Here is a 19,200-nt window from a genome sequence, read left to right as displayed (position 1 = left end):
GGGCCACCTACACCGACGCTGCTCGGCGCGGCGGCGCTCCTGCGCCGACGCAAGCGCGCGGTGAGCGCCCCCGAGAGCTGAACGCCCAACCCCGCCGCCCCGAGGAGAGCGGCGGGGCGGGCCCGCGCCACCGCGGGCGATACTTGGGCGGGAGCGCGGCGGTGAGGAGGACACGGGTGAAGGTCGGCCGGACGCAGGAGGAGATGCGCCAGAGGCACCTTTCGGCGGTGCTGCGGTGCGTGCACGTCGAGGGGCCGGTCACGCGGGCGGCGCTCGGCGGGCGGCTCGGCCTGAACCGGAGCACGATCATGAGCCTCATCGCCGACCTCGCCGCGGCGGGACTCGTCAGCGAGGAGAAGCCCGCCGAGACGGGGCGGGCCGGGAGGCCGTCGTTGGTCGTCACCCCCGAGCCTGAGCGGATCTACGGGCTGGCGTTCGACGTCGCCGTCGACGGGGTGACCGCGGCCCGGGTCGGGCTCGGGGGCCGGATCCTCGCACGGCGCGCGGCGGTCCGGCCCCGCGCCGTCCTCGACCTCGACGACGTCGTGGGGGTCCTCGCCGAGTTCGGCAGGGACCTCGTGGCCGAGGCCGGCCCGGACGCGGTGTGCGTCGGCGTGGGCGCCTCCTACTGCGGCATGGTCCGGCCCGACGGGACCGTCCGCTACGGGCCGTTCCTCGGCTGGGAGGACCAGCCGTTCGGCCCGGACCTCGCGGCGCGGCTCGGGCTCGGGCTGCCCGTGGGGGTCGGGAACGAGGCGCACCTCGGCGCGGTCGCCGAGCATGCGCGCGGGGCGGGCGCGGGGCTCGACGACCTCATCTACCTGCACGGGGACGTCGGCGTCGGCGGCGGCATCATCGTCGGCGGCAAACTGCTGGACGGCGCGGGCGGCTACGGCTGCGAGGTCGGCCACATGGTGGTGAACCCGTTCGACGGACGGCGCTGCCTGTGCGGGTCGCGCGGCTGCCTGGAGGCCGAGGTCGGCGAAGGGGCCCTGCTCGACTACGCCGGACGCGCCCACGACCTCGTCGGACGCGACGGCATCCGCGAGGTCGTCGCCCTGGCCGAGGCGGGAGACGCCCGCGCCATCGAGGCGATCGACCGGATCGGCGACTGGCTCGGCGTCGGCGTGGTGAACCTGATCAACCTGTTCAACCCGGCCGTCGTCGTCTTCGGCGGCATGCTCCGCGACCTGTTCGAGGGCACCGCCCCGCGCGTCCGCGCCCGCATCGACGCCCATGTGCTGCCGGTCTCCCGCGAGCGAGTCCGGCTCGCCACCGCCGCCCTCGGCGACGACACCACCCTCGCCGGAGCCGCCGAACTGGCCTTCGCGGCCCTGCTCGCCGACCCCCTCACCACCCTGGAGGCCCGGCTCAGCCAGCGGCCGTGACCGCGAGCTCGCGCCGGGGAAGGAGCGCCGCGACGACCAGCGCCCCGCCGAACACCGTGAGCACCCCGCCCGAGGTCGCGACCGCCTCGTACAGCGCCGACTCCGTCGCGGTGCGCGCAGTGTCGAGAAGGAGCCCCGAAGCGAACGGTTCGAGGACGGGCGGGCCGGCCACGTCGAGGACGCCCAGCGCGAGCACCGGCAGCCCGGCGGTGAGCGCGGCGGCGCGCGGCAGCCGGTCGGAGGCGGCGAGCAGCCCCAGGAGGACCCCCGAACCGGCGATGAGCGGTACCGACGCGAACGACAGGATGAGGAGGCCGCGCGGCAGGAACGACACCAGATAGAGAGCCCCGGCCGCGAAGAGCACGCCCAAGCCCGCCAGGACCGCGGTCAGGCCGCGGAGCCGCGGGACGGTGAACCGCGCGGCCAGGGGCCGGGCGAGGGCGGCCGCGCACAGCGCCGCCCCGAGCATCAGATACACCCCCATGGCGAGCAAGACCTCGGCGTGGACCGCGGAGTCGTTCCCGAGCCCCCCGTCGGCGGATCCGCCGATCGCGGGGAAGAGCCCCGCGAGCCCGTGCGCGGCGCCGGGGATCGCCAGCGCCGCGAGCCCGACCGCGCCGAGCGGCAGCCCGGCGACGAGCCCGGGGACGGGAGAGCGCCGCCCCGAGTCCAGCAGCAGCCCGGCGACGGCGGCCGCCGCGCCGAACATCAGCAGCGCGTACCACTGCCAGGGCGGATCCGCGAGGGGGACGTCCGCGTCGAAGACGACTGCCCCGCCTCTGGCGTCGAGGGGCACCCAGCTGATCCGGTGGTCCCGGGCGAGGCCGAGCCGGCCGAGCGCCGGGGCGTACCAGGAGAGGGCGAGGGCGGGCAGCGCGAGGGCTGCCGCCGCGAGGGGGTGGCGGATCAAGGGGTTCCTCCGGATGAGCGGGCCCTGGAACCCTAGGGGAGCGCTCCACAGGTCCGTGAGCTGGGTCGCTTCCCTGTCGGGCGGCAAGTCCCGGATCTCCGTGCCCACCGGGGGCGGGCGTTTCCGCCCGGACCCGCCGGACGGGTGAAACGGCCCGAGCCCGGGTCCGCGGCCACTAGGCTCGATGCCGAACAAACGAGCGAAAGGGTGAAAGAGCACAGTGGCAACCAAGACCATCGTGGTGGACGACATCGACGGGTACGACGGCGAGGACGTCACCCGGAGAGAGTTCGAGCTGGGCGGCTCGAAATACGCGATTGATCTGGGCGACGCCAACTTCAAGCTGCTCAACGACCTGATGGCCTCCCTCGAACCCTTCGTGGAGGCCGCCGTCGAGGTCAAGCAGGCGGGGCGGTCCCGCAAGTCGGCCGCCGACACCGCGCCGCGCCTCCAGGGCTACACCAACACCGACGTGCGCGAGTGGGCGGTAGCCCAGGGCATCGAGGTGAGCGTCCGCGGCAAGATCGCCGACGAGGTGTACGAGCAGTTCGTCGTCGCACACCCCGACGCCAGGCCTGAGCAGTCTTCGCAGGCCTGATCGCGGATCCCCCGGGACCCGCGGCGGGGCGGCACGGATCTTCCGTGCCGCCCCGTTCGTCTTCCCGGGATCAGCCCAGCCAGGCGTCGATCCCGGCGAGGGCGACGTCCTTGACGGCCGGGGGAGCGGCGCTCGCGGTGACCGAGGTCCGGGCGCACGCGGCAAGGGCTGCGTCGTCCAGGCCGAGCCCGTCCCTGGCGATCTCGTATTCGGCGAGCAGGCCGGGGCCGAACAGCGTCGGGTCGTCGGCGTTGATCGAGCAGGCGACGCCCGCGGCGAGCAGCGCGGGCAGCGGGTGGTCGGCCAGCGACGGGAAGACGCCGAGCAGGATGTTCGACGTCGGGCAGACGTCCAGGCAGACGCCGCGTTCGGCGAGTTCCGCGACGAGCGCGGGGTCCTCGACCGAGCGGACGCCGTGCTGGATCCGGTCCGCCCCGAGCACGTCGAGCGCCTCGCGCACCGACTGCGCCCCGACCAGTTCCCCGGCGTGCGGCACGGCCAGCAGCCCCGCCTCCCGGGCCAGCGCGAACGGCGCGCCGAAGTCGGCGGCAGGGAACCCACGCTCCTCCGAGTGCAGCCCGAGCCCCGAGACGCCGTGCCCGGCGAACTTCACCGCGGTCGTCGCCATGGCCATCGCGTGCTCGGGCCCGAGCGTCCGGTCGATCGCGACGATCACCCCCGCCCACACCCCGCACCGCTGCGCGGCCTCCGCCGCGTACCCGCACACCGCCTCGACGGCCGCCTCGGCCGAGCCGTACATGTCCGTGTACCAGGTCGGGGTGGTGGCCAGCTCGATCACGACGGCCCCGTCGGCGGCGGCGTCCGCGACGGCCTCGGCGACGACCCGGGCCAGCCGCTCGGGCGAGTCGATGAGGGCGGCGAGCGCGAGGTAGGCCTCGATGAACTCGGTGAAGTCGGCGAACACGAGGGTTTTCGGCGCCGGCACGCCGGACGCCGCGGCGAACTCCGCCAAGGTGCCGGGCCGGACGGTCGCCTCCAGGTGGATGTGCAGGTGCGCCTTCGGCAGCGCGCGCAGGTCGCGGGTCATGGGGGACTCCTAGGTCGGACGTTCAGGGGATGCGTACGGGCAGGGACACGACGGCGGTGAGCGCCTCGGTGACGTGCCATACCGGCTCGCCTTCCAGGCGGAGCCCGGGGAAGCGGGCGGCGAGCAGGGCCACGGCCTCCTCGATCTCCACCTGCGCGAGGCCCGCGCCGATGCAGTAGTGCGGGCCGCCCCCGAACACCAGGGAGCGGCGCTGGTCGGCCCGGCCGGGGTCGAAGGAGTCGGCGTCGGCGAAGACCCGCCCGTCGCGGTGGCCGGACAGGACCGAGCAGCGGATCCAGGTGCCCTCCGGCAGCGCCAGCCCGTCGATGACGGTGTCGGAGACCGCGTGCCGGTTGACGAACCCGACGCGCGGGCTGATCCGCTCGGCCTCCACGGCGGCGGCGCCCGCGCGCGCCGGATCGGCGGCGACGCGGGCCCATCGGGCGGGGTCGGCCAGAAGGTGGGCGAGGGTCGTGCCGAGCTGCCCCGTGGTGTTGTCGGTGCTGGCCGCGAGCAGCTCGACCGTCAGGGCCACGAGTTCGGCGTCGTCGAGCCGTCCGTCGCCGTGCCCGGAGACCAGGGACGACAGGAGGTCGGCCCCCGGCGCCTCCCGCCGTTCGGCGAGCCGCTCGGTGACGTACCCGTGCAGTTCCGCGCCGGCCGCGACGATCCCGTCGCGGTGGGCGGGGTCCTGGTCGAACAGCCGGATGATCGTGTCGGACGCCGCGCACAGACCCGCCGCGTCGGTGTCGGGAGCGCCGATCATGCGGGTGAACACCACCCCGGGCAGCGGCGCGCACAGCAGCGGGACCAGGTCCACGATGGTCCCGGGCGCGGGGTCGCCGATGAGCGCGGCGCAGATCTGCCGGATGACGGGCCGCCATGCGCTGAGCCGGGCGGGGGAGAAATGGGCCGCGGCCGCGCCGCGCAGCCGGGTGTGGTCGGCGCCGTTCGCGCCGAGCATGCCGCCCGCGATGTGCGCGCCGACGGCGGTGCCTTCGAGGCCCGCGGAGGCCACCACCCTGCCGATGTCCGGGACGAGCCCGCGGTCGGTGAGGAACCGCCATACCTGCTCATAGGCGAGCACTTCGACGCCGCGTCGGCTGCGGAAGGCCCAGTCGCGGGCGCGGTGCGCGGCGAGGAAGGCGACGGGGTCGGCGGTGAAGAGGGGATCGTCGACGTCCATCCACGGAAGGTCGTCGATCGTCCGCTCCGCCATCGGAGGGGCTGCGGATTCTTTGGTCATCTTCTCCACATCAACAAAAAACACCGACATTGTGTCCGAAACCTGCCTCCTGAGTTTCGTGGAAGTAAAGTGATCGAGCTGTGCCAGCATGGGCGCGTGGACGAGACCGACGCACGCCTCATCGCCGCGCTGGCCCGCGACGGCAGGGCCTCCTTCCGCGACCTCGCCGAGGCCGCCGGCGTGTCCCCGACGGCCGCCCGCGCGAGGGCCACCCGCCTCCTGGGCGACGGCACGGTCAGGGTCGTGGCCAAGGCCCATCCGGCGGCGCTAGGCCAGCCCGTCGTCTACCTGGTGACCCTGCGCTCGCGGACGGGGGAGTTCCCTCCCGTGGACGAGGTGGCCGAACTCGACGGCTCGGCCTGGATCGCCCGCTCGGCCACCGCTCCCGAGCTGATCTTCCAGATGGCCGTGCCGGGCCTCGACGACCTGTACGCCCAGCTCAGGCGCCTGGAGGCGCTGCCCTGGGTGGAGACCGCGCACAGCACGCTCTACCTGCGCCTGCACGCCGGCCCCGGCGCGGGCGGCTCGGCCCACACCGATCCGGGCCCGTGGCGGGTCGCCTCCGCCCGTCCGCTCGACGCCGCCGACCGCGCGCTGGTCGGCCTGCTGCGCGCCGACGGCCGCGCCGGCTACACGGCCCTGGCCTCGGCGGTGGGCCTCTCGGTGGCGGCCACCCGCCAGCGCGTCCTGCGGCTGCTGGAGTCGGGCGCGATCCGGCTGACCACCCTGGTCGGCCGGGCGGACGGCACCGGCGAGCAGGCGCTCATCACGCTCCGCGCCGACGCGCACCGCCGCGCGGGCGTGATCGAGGCGCTCACCGCGCTGCCCGGCGTGGACTACTTCGGGGAGACCACGGGCCCGAACGACCTGCACTGCTCCCTGGTCGCGCCGACCCTGCCCGCCCTGGCCGCTCTGACGGCCGAGGCGACGTCGCTGCCGGGGGTCCTCGCCCACACCGTCGAGCCGATCCGGGTCCTGCGCCACCGCCTCGCGTGGACCACCCACCCCGTCGAGGAGGACCTCGCCCCGTGACCGGGGGTGACCTTACTGCGTAAAGGCGTGGGCCCGTGTTTGCCGAGCGCGTGCCGAGGATCTCGGGCACCCTGTCCTTCGCCGGGTACCTCCGACAGAGAGGCGGCGTCGCCCGGCGCCGCGCCGGGAAAGGGGAGCCCATGGCCACGTGGACGAAGGACGAACTGCGCTCGATCGCCGACGCCGACGAACTCCGCCTCCAGCCGCAGCTGGCCGACGGGTCCCTGCGCGAGCCCACGACGATCTGGGTCGTCCGGCACGGCGAGGACGTCTACGTTCGGGCCGTGAACGGCCCCAACGGCAACTGGTACCGCAAAACCCAGGAGAGCCACGAAGGGCACATCGAGGCGGGCGGGGTGAGCAAGGACGTGGAGTTCGCCCATGCCGACCACGCCCTCGACGACATGCTCGACGCCGAATACAGGCTGAAGTACCGCCGGTACGCCGACGACGTCGTCGGCTCCGTCGTCACCGACAAGGCCCGCGCGTCCACCCTCAAGCTGGTCCCGCACGGCTGACCGACGACCGTCCCGCAGCGCCTCTCACGTCGCAGATGCCGTTACTGGCGGCCCTTCGGAACGCGATAAGATCGGGCCAGGCCGAGAGGCGCTGCAACGGGCGAAAGGCCCGCCACGCTCGACCTGGACGACGGTTCAAGGGCGCCTCCCGACGATCTGGGAGGACACCCGAATGACGGCAGCGGCGACCGAGACGCGTGCGGAGCGCACGCGGCGCCTGCGGGAGATCCTGGACGAGCGCATCGCCGTCCTGGACGGGGCGTGGGGCTCGATGCTCCAGAACGCGAACCTGAAGCCCGAGGACTACCGGGGCGACCGCTTCGCCGACCACCCGAAGGACGTCACCGGCGACCCCGACCTGATCAACATCACCCGGCCGGACGTCATCCTCGACATCCACCGCCAGTACCTGGCGGCCGGGGCCGACATCACCACCACCAACACCTTCACCGCGACCTCCATCGCCCAGGCCGACTACGGGCTCGAGGCGTACGTCCGCGAGATGAACGTGGCCGCGGCGCGGCTGGCCCGCCAGGCCGCCGACGAGGCGGGCGGCAAGTTCGTCGCCGGGTCCGTCGGCCCGCTGAACGTCACCCTGTCGCTGTCGCCGCGGGTGGACGACCCCGCCTACCGGGCGGTCTCCTTCGACAAGGTCAAGGAGTCCTACGCCGAGCAGATCTCCGCGCTGGCCGAGGGTGGCGTCGACCTCCTGCTCATCGAGACGATCTTCGACACCCTGAACGTCAAGGCGGCCATCGCCGCCGCGGCCGAGGTCGCCCCCGACCTGCCGCTGTGGATCTCGGTGACCATCGTCGACAAGTCCGGCCGCACCCTGTCCGGCCAGACCGTCGAGGCCTTCTGGAACTCGGTCAAGCACGCCGAGCCGCTGGTCGTGGGCGTCAACTGCTCGCTGGGCGCGCAGGAGATGCGCCCGCACATCGAGGACCTCGCCCGCATGGCCGGTACCTACACGGCCTCGCACCCGAACGCCGGCCTGCCCAACGCGTTCGGCGGCTACGACGAGACGCCCGAGCAGACCGGCCGCCTTCTGGAGCAGTTCGCGCTCGACGGCCTGGTGAACATCGCGGGCGGCTGCTGCGGCACCACCCCCGCGCACATCGCGAAGATCGCCGAGGGCGTCGCGGGCAAGGCCCCCCGCCGGATCGCGAAGCCGCCCAAGCGCAGCCGCTTCTCCGGCCTGGAGACCTTCGAGATCGGTCCCGACACCGGCTTCGTCATGATCGGCGAGCGCACCAACGTCACAGGCTCGGCCCGGTTCCGCCGCCTCATCGAGGCCGACGACTTCCAGGCCGCCGCCGACGTGGCCGCCGAGCAGGTCCGCGGCGGCGCCAACCTCCTCGACGTCAACATGGACGCCGACCTGCTCGAGTCCGAGCAGGCGATGACGACCTTCCTCAACCTCATCGCGACCGAGCCGGAGATCGCCCGCATCCCGGTGATGATCGACAGCTCGCGGTGGAGCGTGCTGGAGGCCGGCCTCAAGTGCGTCCAGGGCAACGGCGTCGTCAACTCCATCAGCCTCAAGGAGGGCGAGGAGCCCTTCCTCGCGCAGGCGCGCAAGGTCAAGGCGTTCGGCGCGGGCGTCGTCGTCATGGCCTTCGACGAGGCCGGCCAGGCCGACACCGCCGACCGCAAGGTCGAGATCTGCGGCCGCGCCTACGACCTGCTCGTCAACGAGGTCGGGTTCGCGCCCGAGGACATCATCTTCGACCCGAACGTGCTCGCCGTCGCCACGGGCATGTCCGAGCACAACGGCTACGCCAAGGAGTTCATCGAGGCGCTGCCGCGCATCAAGGAGCGCTGCCCCGGCGCGCTGACCTCCGGCGGCATCTCGAACCTGTCGTTCTCCTTCCGCGGCAACGACGTGGTGCGCGAGGCGATGCACTCGGCGTTCCTGCTGCACGCGGTGCGCGCGGGCCTGGACATGGGCATCGTCAACGCCGGCCAGCTCGCCGTCTACGCCGACATCCCCGCCGACCTCCTGGAGCACGTCGAGGACGTGCTGTTCGACCGCCGCGAGGACGCCACCGACCGGCTCATCGAGTTCGCCAAGACCGTCTCGGGCAGCGGCACCAAGCGCGAGATCGACCTGTCGTGGCGCGAGCTGCCCGTCGCCGAGCGACTGTCGCACGCGCTGGTGCACGGCATCACCGACTTCGTCGAGGAGGACACCGAGGAGGCCCGGCAGCTCCTGCCGCGCCCCCTGGAGGTGATCGAGGGCCCGCTGATGGACGGGATGAAGGTCGTCGGCGACCTCTTCGGGTCCGGCAAGATGTTCCTGCCGCAGGTCGTCAAGAGCGCCCGCGTGATGAAGCGCTCGGTGGCCTACCTGGAGCCGTTCATGGAGGCCGAGAAGGAGCAGGCGCTCGCCGAGGGCCGCGACACCGGGCGCAGCGGCCAGGGCAAGGTCGTCATGGCGACGGTGAAGGGCGACGTCCACGACATCGGCAAGAACATCGTCGGCGTGGTCCTCGGCTGCAACAACTACGAGGTCGTCGACCTCGGCGTCATGGTCCCGGCCGCGACGATCCTCGACACCGCCGTCGCCGAGGGTGCCGACGCGATCGGTCTGTCCGGGCTGATCACGCCGTCGCTGGACGAGATGGTCTCGGTCGCCGCCGAGATGGAGCGGCGCGGGCTGAAGCTGCCGCTGCTCATCGGCGGCGCCACCACGTCGCGCCAGCACACCGCGGTGCGGATCGCGCCCGCCTACACCGGGTCGGTGGTGCACGTGCTGGACGCCTCCCGGGTCGTCGGCGTCGTCTCCGACCTGCTGGACGCCGACCGGGCGTCGGTGCTCGACTCGGCCAACCGCGACGAGCAGCAGAAGCTGCGCGTGGCGCACGAGAACCGCCGGGCCCAGCCGATGCTCACCCTGGCCGAGGCCCGCGAGAACGCCGAGAAGCCGACCTTCGAGGGGCTGCCGGTGCCCGAGTTCACCGGCCTGCGCACGGTCACCCCGTCGCTCACCGAGCTGCGCGAGATGATCGACTGGCAGTTCTTCTTCCTCGCCTGGGAGCTGAAGGGCAAGTACCCGGCGATCCTCGACCAGCCCGTCGCGCGCGAGCTGTACGACGACGCGCAGGCGATGCTGGACGAGATCATCGCGAACGGCTCGCTGCGCGCCGAGGGCGTCCTGGGCCTGTGGCCCGCGCACTCCGAGGGCGACGATCTCGTGCTGGACGACTCCGACGCCCTGCCCGGGGGAGCGCGGATCCCGATGCTGCGCCAGCAGACGGCCAAGCCCGACGGCCGCCCGAACCGCAGCCTCGCCGACTACCTCGCCCCCTCCGGCGACCACCTCGGCGGCTTCGCCGTGGCGATCCAGGGCGCCGACGCGCTCGCCGCCAAGTACGAGGAGGCCAAGGACGACTACCGGGCGATCATGGTGAAGGCCCTGGCCGACAGGCTCGCCGAGGCGTTCGCCGAGCTGATCCACCTGCAGGCCCGCCGCGCCTGGTTCGAGCCCGACGCGGCCCCCGCCCTGGAGGACCTGCACGCCGAGCGCTTCCGCGGCATCCGCCCGGCGCTGGGCTACCCGGCCTGCCCGGACCACAGCCGCAAGGAGACCCTGTTCGAGCTGCTCGAAGCGGGCCAGCACGGCATCTCCCTCACCGAGTCGTTCGCGATGACCCCGGCCTCGGCCGTCAGCGGCCTGATCTTCGCCCACCCGGACGCGCGGTACTTCACCGTGGGCCGCCTGGGCCGAGACCAGATCGAGGACTACGCCGTCCGCACCGGCCTCACCCTTGAGGAGACCGAACGCTGGCTCCGCCCCAACCTGGCCTACGAGCCCGGCGCCTGACCCGCCTCCCGCGAAGACCCGCCCCCGCACCCCGGGCGCGGGTCTTCGCCTTTGCGACACCCAGCCCACAACCGGGCCACCGAAGATCGAGGCGCCCCTCGATCGAGCGGACTCAATTCAGTACCGCGGGTCCCACCACGTTGGGTCCGGAGTCCCTTGCGGGCCCGGCCCGGAGGCCTCATGGTCTCGGGGTGATCCGGGCGGCCAGGCGCTTGGGGGCGATGAGGCGGTAGGAGTCCTCGATGAGGGCGGCGAGTTCCTTCCAGTCCTGGGCGGCGTCGAGGCGGACGCCGACCCAGCCTTTCGGGCCGACGTAGGGTGGGACGAAGAACTGCTCGGGGGCGTCGGAGACGAGGGCCTCCTGGACACCGGGGCCGGCCTTGAGGGTCATGCTCAGCCCGTCCTCGCTCGTCATGACGAACAGTTTCTCCCGCACGCGGAACGCGGGGGAGGTGTGGCCGCCGAAGGGCTTCTCCCGCGCCTCGGGCAGCGCCAGGCAGATCTCCCGGACCCGCGCGATCACCATCTCGTCCATACCGCAAACCTAGTGCCAGGGCCCGACAGACCTCCCCCGCCGCCGAAGCGTCCCTGACGGCCCTCCGCTCGGGTCGGTGCGACGGGCCCCAAAGTAGCGCTGTGTGATGTTTCTGGGTCGGCACGTAACGGTCACGGGTGGGCGATACCGCCGGGTAGTGGATTGGTTGCGGATCAACCTTCTTCTGGATCTTTGTTGTGGTTCGGGAGGAAGGGCCTGCGGTGCGGCGTGAGTGGAAGCTGGAAGACCTGATCGAGTGCTGGACGCTGGATGAGGCCGAGGTGGAGCTGCTGGCGAACAAGAGCGGGGCGACGCGTTCGGGGTTCGCGCTGCTGTTGAAGTTCTTCGAGCTGCCCGCACACCCCGCACTCCACCGCAGCCTCCCGGGGATTCGTACTGACGGCCGCGCGTCGGCCGCCAGACGAATCCTCCCGCGCGGGGCGGCGCCGATTGTGACCAGGCCCGGGACGGCAAGGCCGTTCGGGTGGCCACAAGCTGCCTCGCGCGCGACCTTGCCGGTGGTGGGGCACGACCGGATACTCAGGGCCGCTGACGAGATTCGCGGCGGATCCTCCACTTGCAGGACGTGATCGCATGCCCGATGAAGGCACCAGCCAGGCCCTGACCCGAGCCGAGACCGATGCCCTCGCCGCTTGGCAGGCCGTGCCGTACGCCGTCTCCCACCAGGAGGCGCAACGCATCTCCCGGGAGTATCTGGACGCGGCCCGTAGGGAGTTCGAGCAGCAGATCGGTCAGCTCCCCCAGGCCAGGCAGAACGCCGCTCGCCAGGCCGAGAGGAAGCTGAACGTCAAGGGCTGGGAGGTGTACCCGGTCACGAAATGGTGGGGCTTCGAGATCGTCCTCAACGCCGAGGCTGCCAAAGGCTTCGCCGAAATCATGGAGGGGCTGGGGGAGATACTCGGGGCCCTCCCCAGTCCAATCGGTCCGCTGGTCGAGTTCACCATGAAGGTCCGCGCCTACATCATCCAGGCGATCGGCTCGCAGTACGGCTGCCGGCTGGTCTCGCCCTGGGTGGCGCCGCTGATGCTCATCCCCCTCTCGCTGGCGCCCAAGTCGGATACGTCGCTGTGGTGGACGGTCATGAGCGACTCCCATGAGTGGAGCCAGGACGAGAGGTTCCCCGGCCATCTGTCCGCGTCCTCTCCTGCGCTGGCGGAGTACAACGGCAAGCTGTACTGCGTGCACCGCGGCGCCAGCGACGCCAAGCTCTGGTGGACCGTCTACGACCCTGATCCCGACACCAAGGGCTGGAGTGCCGACACCCCCTTCCCCAACCACTACAGCGCCAACGGCCCGGCCCTGGCCGTCTTCAACAACCAGCTGTACTGCGTGCACCGCAGCGCCAACGACGACAGGCTCTGGTGGACCCGCTTCAACGGCACCAGCTGGAGCGCCGACACCCAAATGAACGGCGCGACCAGCGAAGGCCCGGCCCTGGCGAGCTTCCGGGGCATGCTGTACTGCGTTTACAAGGACAGCAAGAACAATCGGATGTGGCAAACCCGCTTCAACGGCACCTCCTGGGACGCCGACAAGCTGCTCCCCGCGCACCAGACCGCCTCCAACCCAGCCCTGGCCGTCTACCACGACCAGCTGTACTGCGTGCACCGCGGCAGCGACAACGACCAGACCTTGTGGTGGACCCGCTTCAACGGCACCAGCTGGAGCACCGACACCAAGCTGCCCGCCTATAGCCAGGAGGGGCCTGCCCTGGCCGTCCACAACAACCATCTGTACTGCGTGTACCGCGGCATGTACAACGACAAGAGGCTGTACTGGAACCGCTTCAACGGCACCACCTGGAGCCTTGCAGCCCAGCTGCCCAACCATATGAGCCTGGAGGGGCCCGCCATCGCTTCCTACCGCGACCCCAACGCCACCGAAACCCAGCTCTTCTGCGTCCACCGCAGCGCGTAGAACCCGCCACCGAACACCGGCACCGTGCCAGCTACTTTGGGGCTGGGGACAGCTTCGGGAGCGGAGGGCCTGACCTCGGTTTCTGACCGCTCCCGTACGGCTTGATCTCCGGTGAGCGGCACGAAGCCGATCTGAAGGCCTCGGCAGGCCCGAGCGCCGAGCGTCCCGGCCCCGCCCGGGACGCTCGAGAAGTCCCTTCCCGACGCCGCCGCGCACGTCGTGTTCTGCCCGGACAACGTCCGGCAAGGACACGACACGCTGGCCGCCTATGCGGGGAGGGCCTGATCGACCTCAACGAGGGGCGAATCTGGTGGAACCGAGCCCCTCGCTTACTTTGTAAAGGCACCGGGCCGATCGCGCTTCGCGCGATTCGGCTAACGACAAGAAGGACTAAAGGCTCATCTACCGACTTAAGAGACAGGCCTAGATCACTGATGTGAAATTTAGTGGTCGTAGGCGGTGAGTGATCGTTTCACTGGTGCGTGGGTGTTCCAGTTGTGCCAGATGGCGGCGTTGAGGGCGAGGATGCGTTGGCTGATGCGGGCCCAGAGGCAGTCGGTGTGGCGTGCGTTGTGGCGTTCCAGGCCGAGTTGGTTCTTGAGGGTCCAGATGATCGCTTCGATGCCTGCGCCGGCGAAGCCCTTGTCGCACACGGTCGGGCACGGGCCCGTCGGAGATCTGGTGGACGTGCAGCAGGTCCAGGGCCTGCTTACGCTCGTCGAGTTCTTTGGGGTGGGCCAGGCTGTAGCCGCACACCGCGCCGTCGGCGGTGGTGATGAGCATCAGCTTGGGGGACTTGTCCATGCCGTATCCGGCGATCTCGCAACGGCACCACATGATCGTCCAGATGCACGTAGAGTGCGATCAGAAGGGCGTCCAACTCTGTCTTCACAAACCGATCTTGGACGCCCTTCGCCATGCCCGCAGCCAGACACCGAATTTCACATCAACGATCTAGGCGTTAGGAGATCGTCTGGGCGAAGCGGGCGGCGAGGGGGGCGAGGTCCGGGTCGCCGACGGTGTCGCGGTAGTGCTGGAAGAGAGCGACCTTGTCTTCGCCGAAGCGGGCCACGCGGGCGGCGTAGGAGTCGGCGGAGACGAACGCCGGGGGCGTCGACTTGGAGTGGAACTTGTCGGCGTACATGACCAGGCGCTCTTCCGGGCTGCCCGGCACGTAGTCGGCGACGGGGATCGGCAGCCCCTGGCGCGTCACGTCGTCCTGCGTGACGCCCATGCCGGTGTGGCAGGAGCAGAACCGGCACAGCTCCTCGGGGTAGCCCTCCTCGCGGAGGATCTCGTGGCCGAGGACCCCGTGCCGGATGTACCGCTTGTAGTCGAGGACCCCGTTCTCGTACAGGCGGTAGACCCCGAGGTCGTGCAGCAGGCAGCCGGCCCTGACGAGGGCGGCGTCGACGGGCTCGGGGAAGCGGGGGAGGAGCTGTTCGGCGATCGCGCAGACGATCCGGCAGTGCGTGTACACCGCCTCGAACGCCTCGGGCGTGGGCGCGTGCTTCTCGTGGAGCGCGCGGATGTCCTCGTCGGAGGGGATCATGGCCTGCCTTGCGGAAGATCGAACGGGAGTCCCCAGCGTACGGGCCGCGATGACCGGGATACCCCTGAGGGGTTCCGGCGCGCCCGCGGATCCGGGGCTCGGGCGGAGCGTCTCTCGCGTGGAATACCCTACGGGGGTATGGTGTTCCACAAGGCGTCGGGACTTGAGAGGAGGACGAGGCCGTGCACGGATACAGCGACACCGCCGAGGAGCACCTGAAGCGGCTGCGGCGGATCGAGGGGCAGATACGGGGCCTCCAGCGGATGGTCGAGGAGGACAAGTACTGCATCGACATCCTCACGCAGGTCTCCGCGGCCACCAGCGCGCTGCGCTCGTTCTCGCTCCAGCTCCTGGAGCAGCATCTCGCCCACTGCGTCGCCGACGCGACCGCCAAGGGCGGGCCGGAGGCGCAGGCCAAGATCAAAGAGGCCTCCGACGCCATCGCCCGGCTCGTCAGGTCCTGATCCACCCCCTTCGAAGAGGAGATTCGACATGGCCACCACGACCTTCACCGTCAAGGGAATGACCTGCGGGCACTGCGTCAGCTCGGTCCGCGAGGAGGTCGCCGAAGTGCCCGGGGTGACCGGCGCCGAGGTCGATCTGGCGAGCGGCCTGCTGACCGTCACCAGCGATGCCCCCGTGGACGCGCGCGCGATCGGCGCCGCCGTCGCGGAGGCCGGATACGCCGTGGTGGAGCCCTGATGAACACCCCTGCCAAGGTCGGCGCCTACGTCGCGGGTCTCGTCGCCGTCTTCGCCGCCGCCTACGGGGCCGGTGGCCTGGTCGGCGACGGAGATCAGCCGAAGGCCCCGGCCCACCATGACGCCGGCGCGCCGGCGGCGTCCGGCGCCGCCGCGGATACCCCCGGGGGGCTTCAGACGGCCGCCGGGGGCTACGCCCTCGAACTGGTGACGCCCCAGGCGTCGGCGGGCGCGGAAAGCCCCTTGCGCTTCGTCATCCGCGACCACGACGGCGAGCCGCTGACCGACTACGCGACCGTCCACGACAAGGAGCTCCACCTGATCGTCGCCGACCGCTCCCTCACGGTCTTCCGGCACCTGCACCCGGTCCGGGACGGCGAGGGGGTCTGGAGCACGACGGTCGACCTGCCCTCGCCCGGCCCGTACCGGGTCTTCGCCGATTTCCGGCCGGAGAGCGCCGACCAGGGCCTCGTCCTGGGCGCCGATCTTCCCGTGCCGGGCGACTACGCGCCGGCGGCCCTGCCGGAGCCGTCCGCCACGGCCGAGGTGGACGGCTATACCGTGGAGATGCGGGGATCCGTCGCCGCGGGAGCCTCCAGCGCCCTCGCCTTCACCGTGAACCGCGACGGGAAGCCGGTGGCGGGCCTGGAGCCTTACCTGGGCGCCTATGGGCATCTCGTCGCGCTGCGTTCCGGAGATCTGGCCTATCTGCACGTCCACCCGTCGCAAGAGGCGGGGGAGGGCGTGTCGGAGTCCCCTGAAGTCGGCTTCGAGGTGGGCGTCCCGAGCGCGGGCGCGTACCGCCTCTTCCTGGACTTCAAGATCGACGGGGTGGTGCGGACCGCGGCGTTCACCGTGCGGACGGGCGGCGCTCCGGCGGCCCCGTCGCCGGTACCGTCGATGTCGGCCGGCCATGACCACGAGCACACCCACTGACCGCGGACGTGACGAAGAAAGGAGCGGTGATGTCCTCCCTCACCGGAGCTCCGCCGAGCGGCTCGGTCGAGCTGCAGATCGGCGGCATGACCTGCGCGTCGTGCGCGAACCGGATCGAGCGCAAGCTGAACAAGCTCGACGGCGTGGCCGCGACGGTCAACTACGCGACCGAGAAGGCGAAGGTGACCTTCCCCGCGGAGCTCGACCCGCGGCGGCTGATCGAGACCGTGGAGCAGGCCGGGTACACCGCGGCGCTGCCCGAGCCGCCCCGCGCGGAGGCCGGTCCCGCCGAGCCCGCGGACGAGTCGCGTCCGTTGCGGCAGCGGCTGGTCACCGCGGTGGTGCTGAGCGTTCCCGTGATCGTCCTGGCGATGGTCCCGGCGCTGCAGTTCACGTACTGGCAGTGGCTTTCGCTGGCGCTGGCGGCCCCCGTCGTCGTCTACGCGGGCTGGCCCTTCCACAAGGCGGCCTGGACGAATCTGCGGCATGGCGCGGCGACGATGGACACGCTGGTGTCCTTGGGGACCCTGGCGGCGTTCGGCTGGTCGCTGTGGGCGCTGTTCTTCGGGACGGCGGGCGAGCCGGGGATGCGGCACCCGTTCGAGTTCACCGTCTCGCGCGGTGACGGCGCGGGGATGATCTACCTGGAGGCCGCGGCGGGCGTCACGGCGTTCCTGCTGGCGGGCCGGTACTTCGAGGCCCGGTCGAAGCGGCGCGCGGGAGCGGCGCTGCGGGCGCTGCTGGAGCTCGGCGCGCGTGACGTGGCGGTGCTGCGCGACGGGCGGGAGACCCGGATTCCGACGGACCGCCTGAAGGTGGGCGACAGGTTCGTCGTCCGGCCGGGCGAGAAGATCGCGACGGACGGGATCGTCGAGGACGGCTCGTCCGCGGTCGACGCCTCGATGCTGACGGGTGAGTCGGTGCCGGTCGAGGTGCGGCCGGGTGACGGGGTGACGGGCGCGACGGTGAACGCGGGCGGAAGGCTCGTGGTCCGGGCGACCCGGGTGGGCGCCGACACGCAGCTCGCGCAGATGGCGCGGCTGGTGGAGGAGGCGCAGACGGGCAAGGCCGAGGTCCAGCGGCTCGCCGACCGGATCTCCGGGGTGTTCGTGCCGATCGTGATCGCGCTGGCGCTGGGCACGCTCGGGTTCTGGCTGGGCTCGGGCGCGGGGGCGACCGCGGCGTTCACCGCGGCGGTGGCGGTGCTGATCATCGCCTGCCCGTGCGCGCTGGGCCTGGCGACGCCGACCGCGCTGCTGGTCGGCACCGGCAGGGGCGCGCAGCTCGGCATCCTGATCAAGGGTCCGGAGGTGCTGGAGTCGACCCGGGCGGTCGACACGATCGTGCTGGACAAGACGGGCACCGTCACCGAGGGCCGGATGACCCTGGTGGAGGTGCACACCGCCGAAGGGGAGAGCGCCGAGGAGGTGCTGCGCCTGTCGGGCGCGCTGGAGCACGCCTCGGAGCACCCGATCGCGCAGGCCGTGGCACGTGGCGCGGCCGAGCGGGTGGGGGAGCTGCCCGTGCCGGAGGACTTCGCGAACGTGGAGGGCCTCGGCGTCCAGGGGATCGTCGCCGGGCACGCGGTGCTCGTGGGCCGGCCGCGGCTGCTCGAGGAGTGGTCGCAGCGGCTCCCCGCGGGCCTTCAGGACGCGCTGGAGCGGGCTCAGGCGGGTGGCCGGACCGCTGTGGCGGTCGGCTGGGACGGGGCGGCGAGGGCCGTTCTCGTCGTCGCCGACACGGTCAAGCCGACCTCGGCCGAGGCCGTGGTCCGGTTCCGTGAGCTCGGCCTGACGCCGGTGCTGCTGACGGGCGACAACGAGGCCGTCGCCAAGTCGGTCGCGCGGGAGGTCGGGATCGACCGGGTGATCGCGGACGTGCTCCCGCAGGACAAGGTCGCCGAGGTGGCCCGTCTCCAGGAGGACGGCAGGGTCGTGGCGATGGTCGGCGACGGCGTCAACGACGCCGCGGCGCTGGCCCGCGCGGACCTCGGCCTGGCGATGGGCACCGGGACGGACGCGGCGATCGAGGCGTCCGATCTGACCCTGGTGCGGGGGGATCTGCGGGCGGCGGCCGACGCGCTGCGGCTGTCCCGCCGGACGCTGCGGACGATCAAGGGGAACCTGTTCTGGGCCTTCGCCTACAACGTGGCGGCGCTGCCGCTGGCGGCGGCGGGCCTGCTGAACCCGATGATCGCGGGTGCGGCGATGGCGTTCTCCAGCGTCTTCGTGGTGACGAACAGCCTGCGGCTCCGGTCGTTCAAGTAGCGCGCCGATGTGGCCCCCGCCTTCCGGTGAAGGCGGGGGCCGCGTCATGTCCCGGACGGGTGGACGCGCAGGAGGGAGGTGTGGGGGAGCCCGGCGAGGTAGAGGTCGCCGTCGTGTTCGGCGACGCCGGTGACCATGGGGTAGGCGGCGTCGGGGGTCTGGAGGTCGGCGAGGACTGTGCCGTTGGCGTCGACGGCAGGACCCAGGTGGTCTTCGTGCCGGAGGGCCGCAGCCTGTCGGGCAGCGCCCACAGGGCGCGGGCGGCCCAGGCGGGGGCGGTGGCGAGGCGGTCGAGGGCGGGGTCGTGCGGGTTGGTGAGGGCGACCCAGGCGCGGCCGCCGGTGAAGCGGGAGAGGTTGTCGGGGTAGCCGGGGAGGTTGGCGGCGACGACCTCGCGGGTGCCGGCGCGCGGGCCGGTGAGGGGGACGCGGCTGAGGGTCGGGCCGGTGGTCTCGGCGAGGAGGAGCGCCGCACCGTCGGGGGTGAGGGCGAGGCCGTTGGCGAAGTACAGGGAGTCGAGGACGACGTCGACCTCGCCGGTGGGGGAGCGGCGCAGGATGCGGCCCGAGGGGCGGTGTTCGAGGATGGCGCCCATGTAGTGCGCGAAGGCGGACGTCCGCGGGTGTCGCCGACTTCTTCCTGCGTTCCCTCGACGGGATCGAGCCGCAGCACCGCGCCGCCTTCGACCCCGCACAGGATCCTTCC

At 72.0% G+C, this 19,200-nt stretch carries 17 protein-coding genes, 2 pseudogenes and 1 riboswitch; of the genes and pseudogenes, 12 read left to right on the top strand and 7 right to left on the bottom strand.

Annotated elements, in window-relative coordinates; genetic code table 11:
* Positions 1–176 precede the first annotated feature (176 nt).
* Complete coding sequence (locus ACYVOM_RS16030; protein WP_460304156.1) at positions 177–1,388, top strand: ROK family transcriptional regulator; 1,212 nt, start codon at positions 177–179, stop codon at positions 1,386–1,388.
* On the opposite strand, the gene ACYVOM_RS16025 is transcribed toward ACYVOM_RS16030, so the two are convergent.
* Positions 1,372–2,298: a hypothetical protein gene (locus ACYVOM_RS16025; RefSeq protein WP_460304155.1), complete on the bottom strand. Its 927-nt coding sequence runs from the start codon at positions 2,296–2,298 to the stop codon at positions 1,372–1,374. The genes ACYVOM_RS16030 and ACYVOM_RS16025 overlap by 17 nt on opposite strands.
* A gap of 220 nt (positions 2,299–2,518) precedes the next feature.
* Here ACYVOM_RS16025 and ACYVOM_RS16020 point away from each other — a divergent pair, with 220 nt between their 5' ends.
* Positions 2,519–2,896, top strand: coding sequence for a histone-like nucleoid-structuring protein Lsr2 (locus ACYVOM_RS16020; RefSeq protein WP_460304154.1), 378 nt, complete (start codon positions 2,519–2,521; stop codon positions 2,894–2,896).
* 70 nt (positions 2,897–2,966) lie between these two features.
* On the opposite strand, the gene add is transcribed toward ACYVOM_RS16020, so the two are convergent.
* Both add and ACYVOM_RS16010 read right to left on the bottom strand, forming a co-directional pair.
* The gene (gene add / locus ACYVOM_RS16015; protein ID WP_460304153.1) at positions 2,967–3,944 is read right to left on the bottom strand and encodes an adenosine deaminase; all 978 of its coding nucleotides are present in this window, start codon (positions 3,942–3,944) and stop codon (positions 2,967–2,969) included.
* Positions 3,945–3,966: 22 nt separating this feature from the next.
* A complete protein-coding gene (locus ACYVOM_RS16010; RefSeq protein ID WP_460304152.1) occupies positions 3,967–5,190 on the bottom strand; it encodes a cytochrome P450 in 1,224 nt (407 codons plus the stop codon).
* Positions 5,191–5,286: 96 nt separating this feature from the next.
* Here ACYVOM_RS16010 and ACYVOM_RS16005 point away from each other — a divergent pair, with 96 nt between their 5' ends.
* The 3 genes from ACYVOM_RS16005 (at position 5,287) to metH (ending at position 10,566) form a co-directional block, all read left to right on the top strand.
* Positions 5,287–6,222, top strand: a complete 936-nt coding sequence (locus ACYVOM_RS16005) for an Lrp/AsnC family transcriptional regulator (RefSeq protein WP_460304151.1) — start codon at positions 5,287–5,289, stop codon at positions 6,220–6,222.
* 140 nt (positions 6,223–6,362) lie between these two features.
* Complete coding sequence (locus tag ACYVOM_RS16000; RefSeq protein WP_460304150.1) at positions 6,363–6,740, top strand: DUF2255 family protein; 378 nt, start codon at positions 6,363–6,365, stop codon at positions 6,738–6,740.
* Positions 6,741–6,817: 77 nt separating this feature from the next.
* A riboswitch (S-adenosyl-L-homocysteine riboswitch) is annotated at positions 6,818–6,894 on the top strand.
* An 18-nt stretch (positions 6,895–6,912) separates the two neighbouring features.
* Positions 6,913–10,566, top strand: coding sequence for a methionine synthase (metH, locus tag ACYVOM_RS15995; RefSeq protein WP_460304149.1), 3,654 nt, complete (start codon positions 6,913–6,915; stop codon positions 10,564–10,566).
* A gap of 178 nt (positions 10,567–10,744) precedes the next feature.
* Here the strand turns inward: metH and ACYVOM_RS15990 are convergent, their stop codons facing one another.
* On the bottom strand, positions 10,745–11,101 hold the full coding sequence (locus tag ACYVOM_RS15990) for an MmcQ/YjbR family DNA-binding protein (RefSeq protein ID WP_460304148.1): 357 nt from the start codon (positions 11,099–11,101) through the stop codon (positions 10,745–10,747).
* A 221-nt stretch (positions 11,102–11,322) separates the two neighbouring features.
* On the opposite strand from ACYVOM_RS15990, the gene ACYVOM_RS15985 reads away from it, so the two are divergent.
* From ACYVOM_RS15985 to ACYVOM_RS15975, 3 genes and pseudogenes are all read left to right on the top strand, one after another.
* Positions 11,323–11,691 carry a hypothetical protein gene (locus ACYVOM_RS15985; RefSeq protein WP_460304147.1) on the top strand — a complete coding sequence of 123 codons (369 nt, stop codon included), beginning with the start codon at positions 11,323–11,325 and terminating at the stop codon, positions 11,689–11,691.
* A 4-nt stretch (positions 11,692–11,695) separates the two neighbouring features.
* Positions 11,696–13,039, top strand: a complete 1,344-nt coding sequence (locus ACYVOM_RS15980; RefSeq protein ID WP_460304146.1) for a PLL family lectin — start codon at positions 11,696–11,698, stop codon at positions 13,037–13,039.
* A 171-nt stretch (positions 13,040–13,210) separates the two neighbouring features.
* Positions 13,211–13,324 (top strand): annotated as a pseudogene (locus ACYVOM_RS15975) (hypothetical protein); the annotation flags it as partial.
* Between the two features lie 158 nt (positions 13,325–13,482).
* On the opposite strand, the pseudogene ACYVOM_RS15970 reads toward ACYVOM_RS15975, so the two are convergent.
* Together ACYVOM_RS15970 and ACYVOM_RS15965 are read right to left on the bottom strand one after the other, a co-directional pair.
* Positions 13,483–13,861: pseudogene (locus tag ACYVOM_RS15970) on the bottom strand (IS982 family transposase); the annotation flags it as partial.
* A 139-nt stretch (positions 13,862–14,000) separates the two neighbouring features.
* Positions 14,001–14,591, bottom strand: coding sequence for an HD domain-containing protein (locus ACYVOM_RS15965; RefSeq protein WP_460304145.1), 591 nt, complete (start codon positions 14,589–14,591; stop codon positions 14,001–14,003).
* Positions 14,592–14,773: 182 nt separating this feature from the next.
* On the opposite strand from ACYVOM_RS15965, the gene ACYVOM_RS15960 reads away from it, so the two are divergent.
* The 4 genes from ACYVOM_RS15960 to ACYVOM_RS15945 are packed head-to-tail and all read left to right on the top strand — an operon-like array spanning position 14,774 to position 18,495.
* Entirely contained in the window at positions 14,774–15,055 is a 282-nt protein-coding gene (locus tag ACYVOM_RS15960; protein ID WP_460304144.1) for a metal-sensitive transcriptional regulator, read from the top strand.
* A 28-nt stretch (positions 15,056–15,083) separates the two neighbouring features.
* Positions 15,084–15,293, top strand: a complete 210-nt coding sequence (locus ACYVOM_RS15955; RefSeq protein WP_460304143.1) for a heavy-metal-associated domain-containing protein — start codon at positions 15,084–15,086, stop codon at positions 15,291–15,293.
* On the top strand, positions 15,293–16,228 hold the full coding sequence (locus ACYVOM_RS15950) for a hypothetical protein (protein WP_460304142.1): 936 nt from the start codon (positions 15,293–15,295) through the stop codon (positions 16,226–16,228). The genes ACYVOM_RS15955 and ACYVOM_RS15950 overlap by 1 nt, the downstream gene beginning before the upstream one ends.
* A gap of 29 nt (positions 16,229–16,257) precedes the next feature.
* Positions 16,258–18,495 (top strand): heavy metal translocating P-type ATPase, encoded by a 2,238-nt coding sequence (locus ACYVOM_RS15945; RefSeq protein ID WP_460304141.1) that lies wholly within the window; start codon positions 16,258–16,260, stop codon positions 18,493–18,495.
* Here the strand turns inward: ACYVOM_RS15945 and ACYVOM_RS15940 are convergent.
* Entirely contained in the window at positions 18,488–19,090 is a 603-nt protein-coding gene (locus ACYVOM_RS15940; protein ID WP_460304140.1) for an SMP-30/gluconolactonase/LRE family protein, read from the bottom strand. The two genes, ACYVOM_RS15945 and ACYVOM_RS15940, sit on opposite strands and share 8 nt — an antisense overlap.
* Positions 19,091–19,200 lie beyond the last annotated feature (110 nt).

Source organism: Actinocorallia aurea (assembly GCF_054783995.1).
The sequence above is the reverse complement of the archived record's forward strand: the minus strand, read 5'-3'. Positions and strand labels throughout refer to the sequence as shown.

Excerpts from the sequence above, each read along its gene's own strand:
- ACYVOM_RS15980 (WP_460304146.1), top strand. The coding sequence starts at position 11,696 with ATGCCCGATGAAGGCACCAGCCAGGCCCTGACCCGAGCCGAGACCGAT.
- ACYVOM_RS15945 (WP_460304141.1), top strand. The coding sequence starts at position 16,258 with ATGTCCTCCCTCACCGGAGCTCCGCCGAGCGGCTCGGTCGAGCTGCAG.
- ACYVOM_RS15955 (WP_460304143.1), top strand. The coding sequence starts at position 15,084 with ATGGCCACCACGACCTTCACCGTCAAGGGAATGACCTGCGGGCACTGC.
- ACYVOM_RS16000 (WP_460304150.1), top strand. The coding sequence starts at position 6,363 with ATGGCCACGTGGACGAAGGACGAACTGCGCTCGATCGCCGACGCCGAC.
- metH (WP_460304149.1), top strand. The coding sequence starts at position 6,913 with ATGACGGCAGCGGCGACCGAGACGCGTGCGGAGCGCACGCGGCGCCTG.
- ACYVOM_RS15990 (WP_460304148.1), bottom strand. The coding sequence starts at position 11,101 with ATGGACGAGATGGTGATCGCGCGGGTCCGGGAGATCTGCCTGGCGCTG.
- ACYVOM_RS16010 (WP_460304152.1), bottom strand. The coding sequence starts at position 5,190 with ATGACCAAAGAATCCGCAGCCCCTCCGATGGCGGAGCGGACGATCGAC.
- ACYVOM_RS15950 (WP_460304142.1), top strand. The coding sequence starts at position 15,293 with ATGAACACCCCTGCCAAGGTCGGCGCCTACGTCGCGGGTCTCGTCGCC.
- add (WP_460304153.1), bottom strand. The coding sequence starts at position 3,944 with ATGACCCGCGACCTGCGCGCGCTGCCGAAGGCGCACCTGCACATCCAC.
- ACYVOM_RS15940 (WP_460304140.1), bottom strand. The coding sequence starts at position 19,090 with ATGGGCGCCATCCTCGAACACCGCCCCTCGGGCCGCATCCTGCGCCGC.
- ACYVOM_RS15965 (WP_460304145.1), bottom strand. The coding sequence starts at position 14,591 with ATGATCCCCTCCGACGAGGACATCCGCGCGCTCCACGAGAAGCACGCG.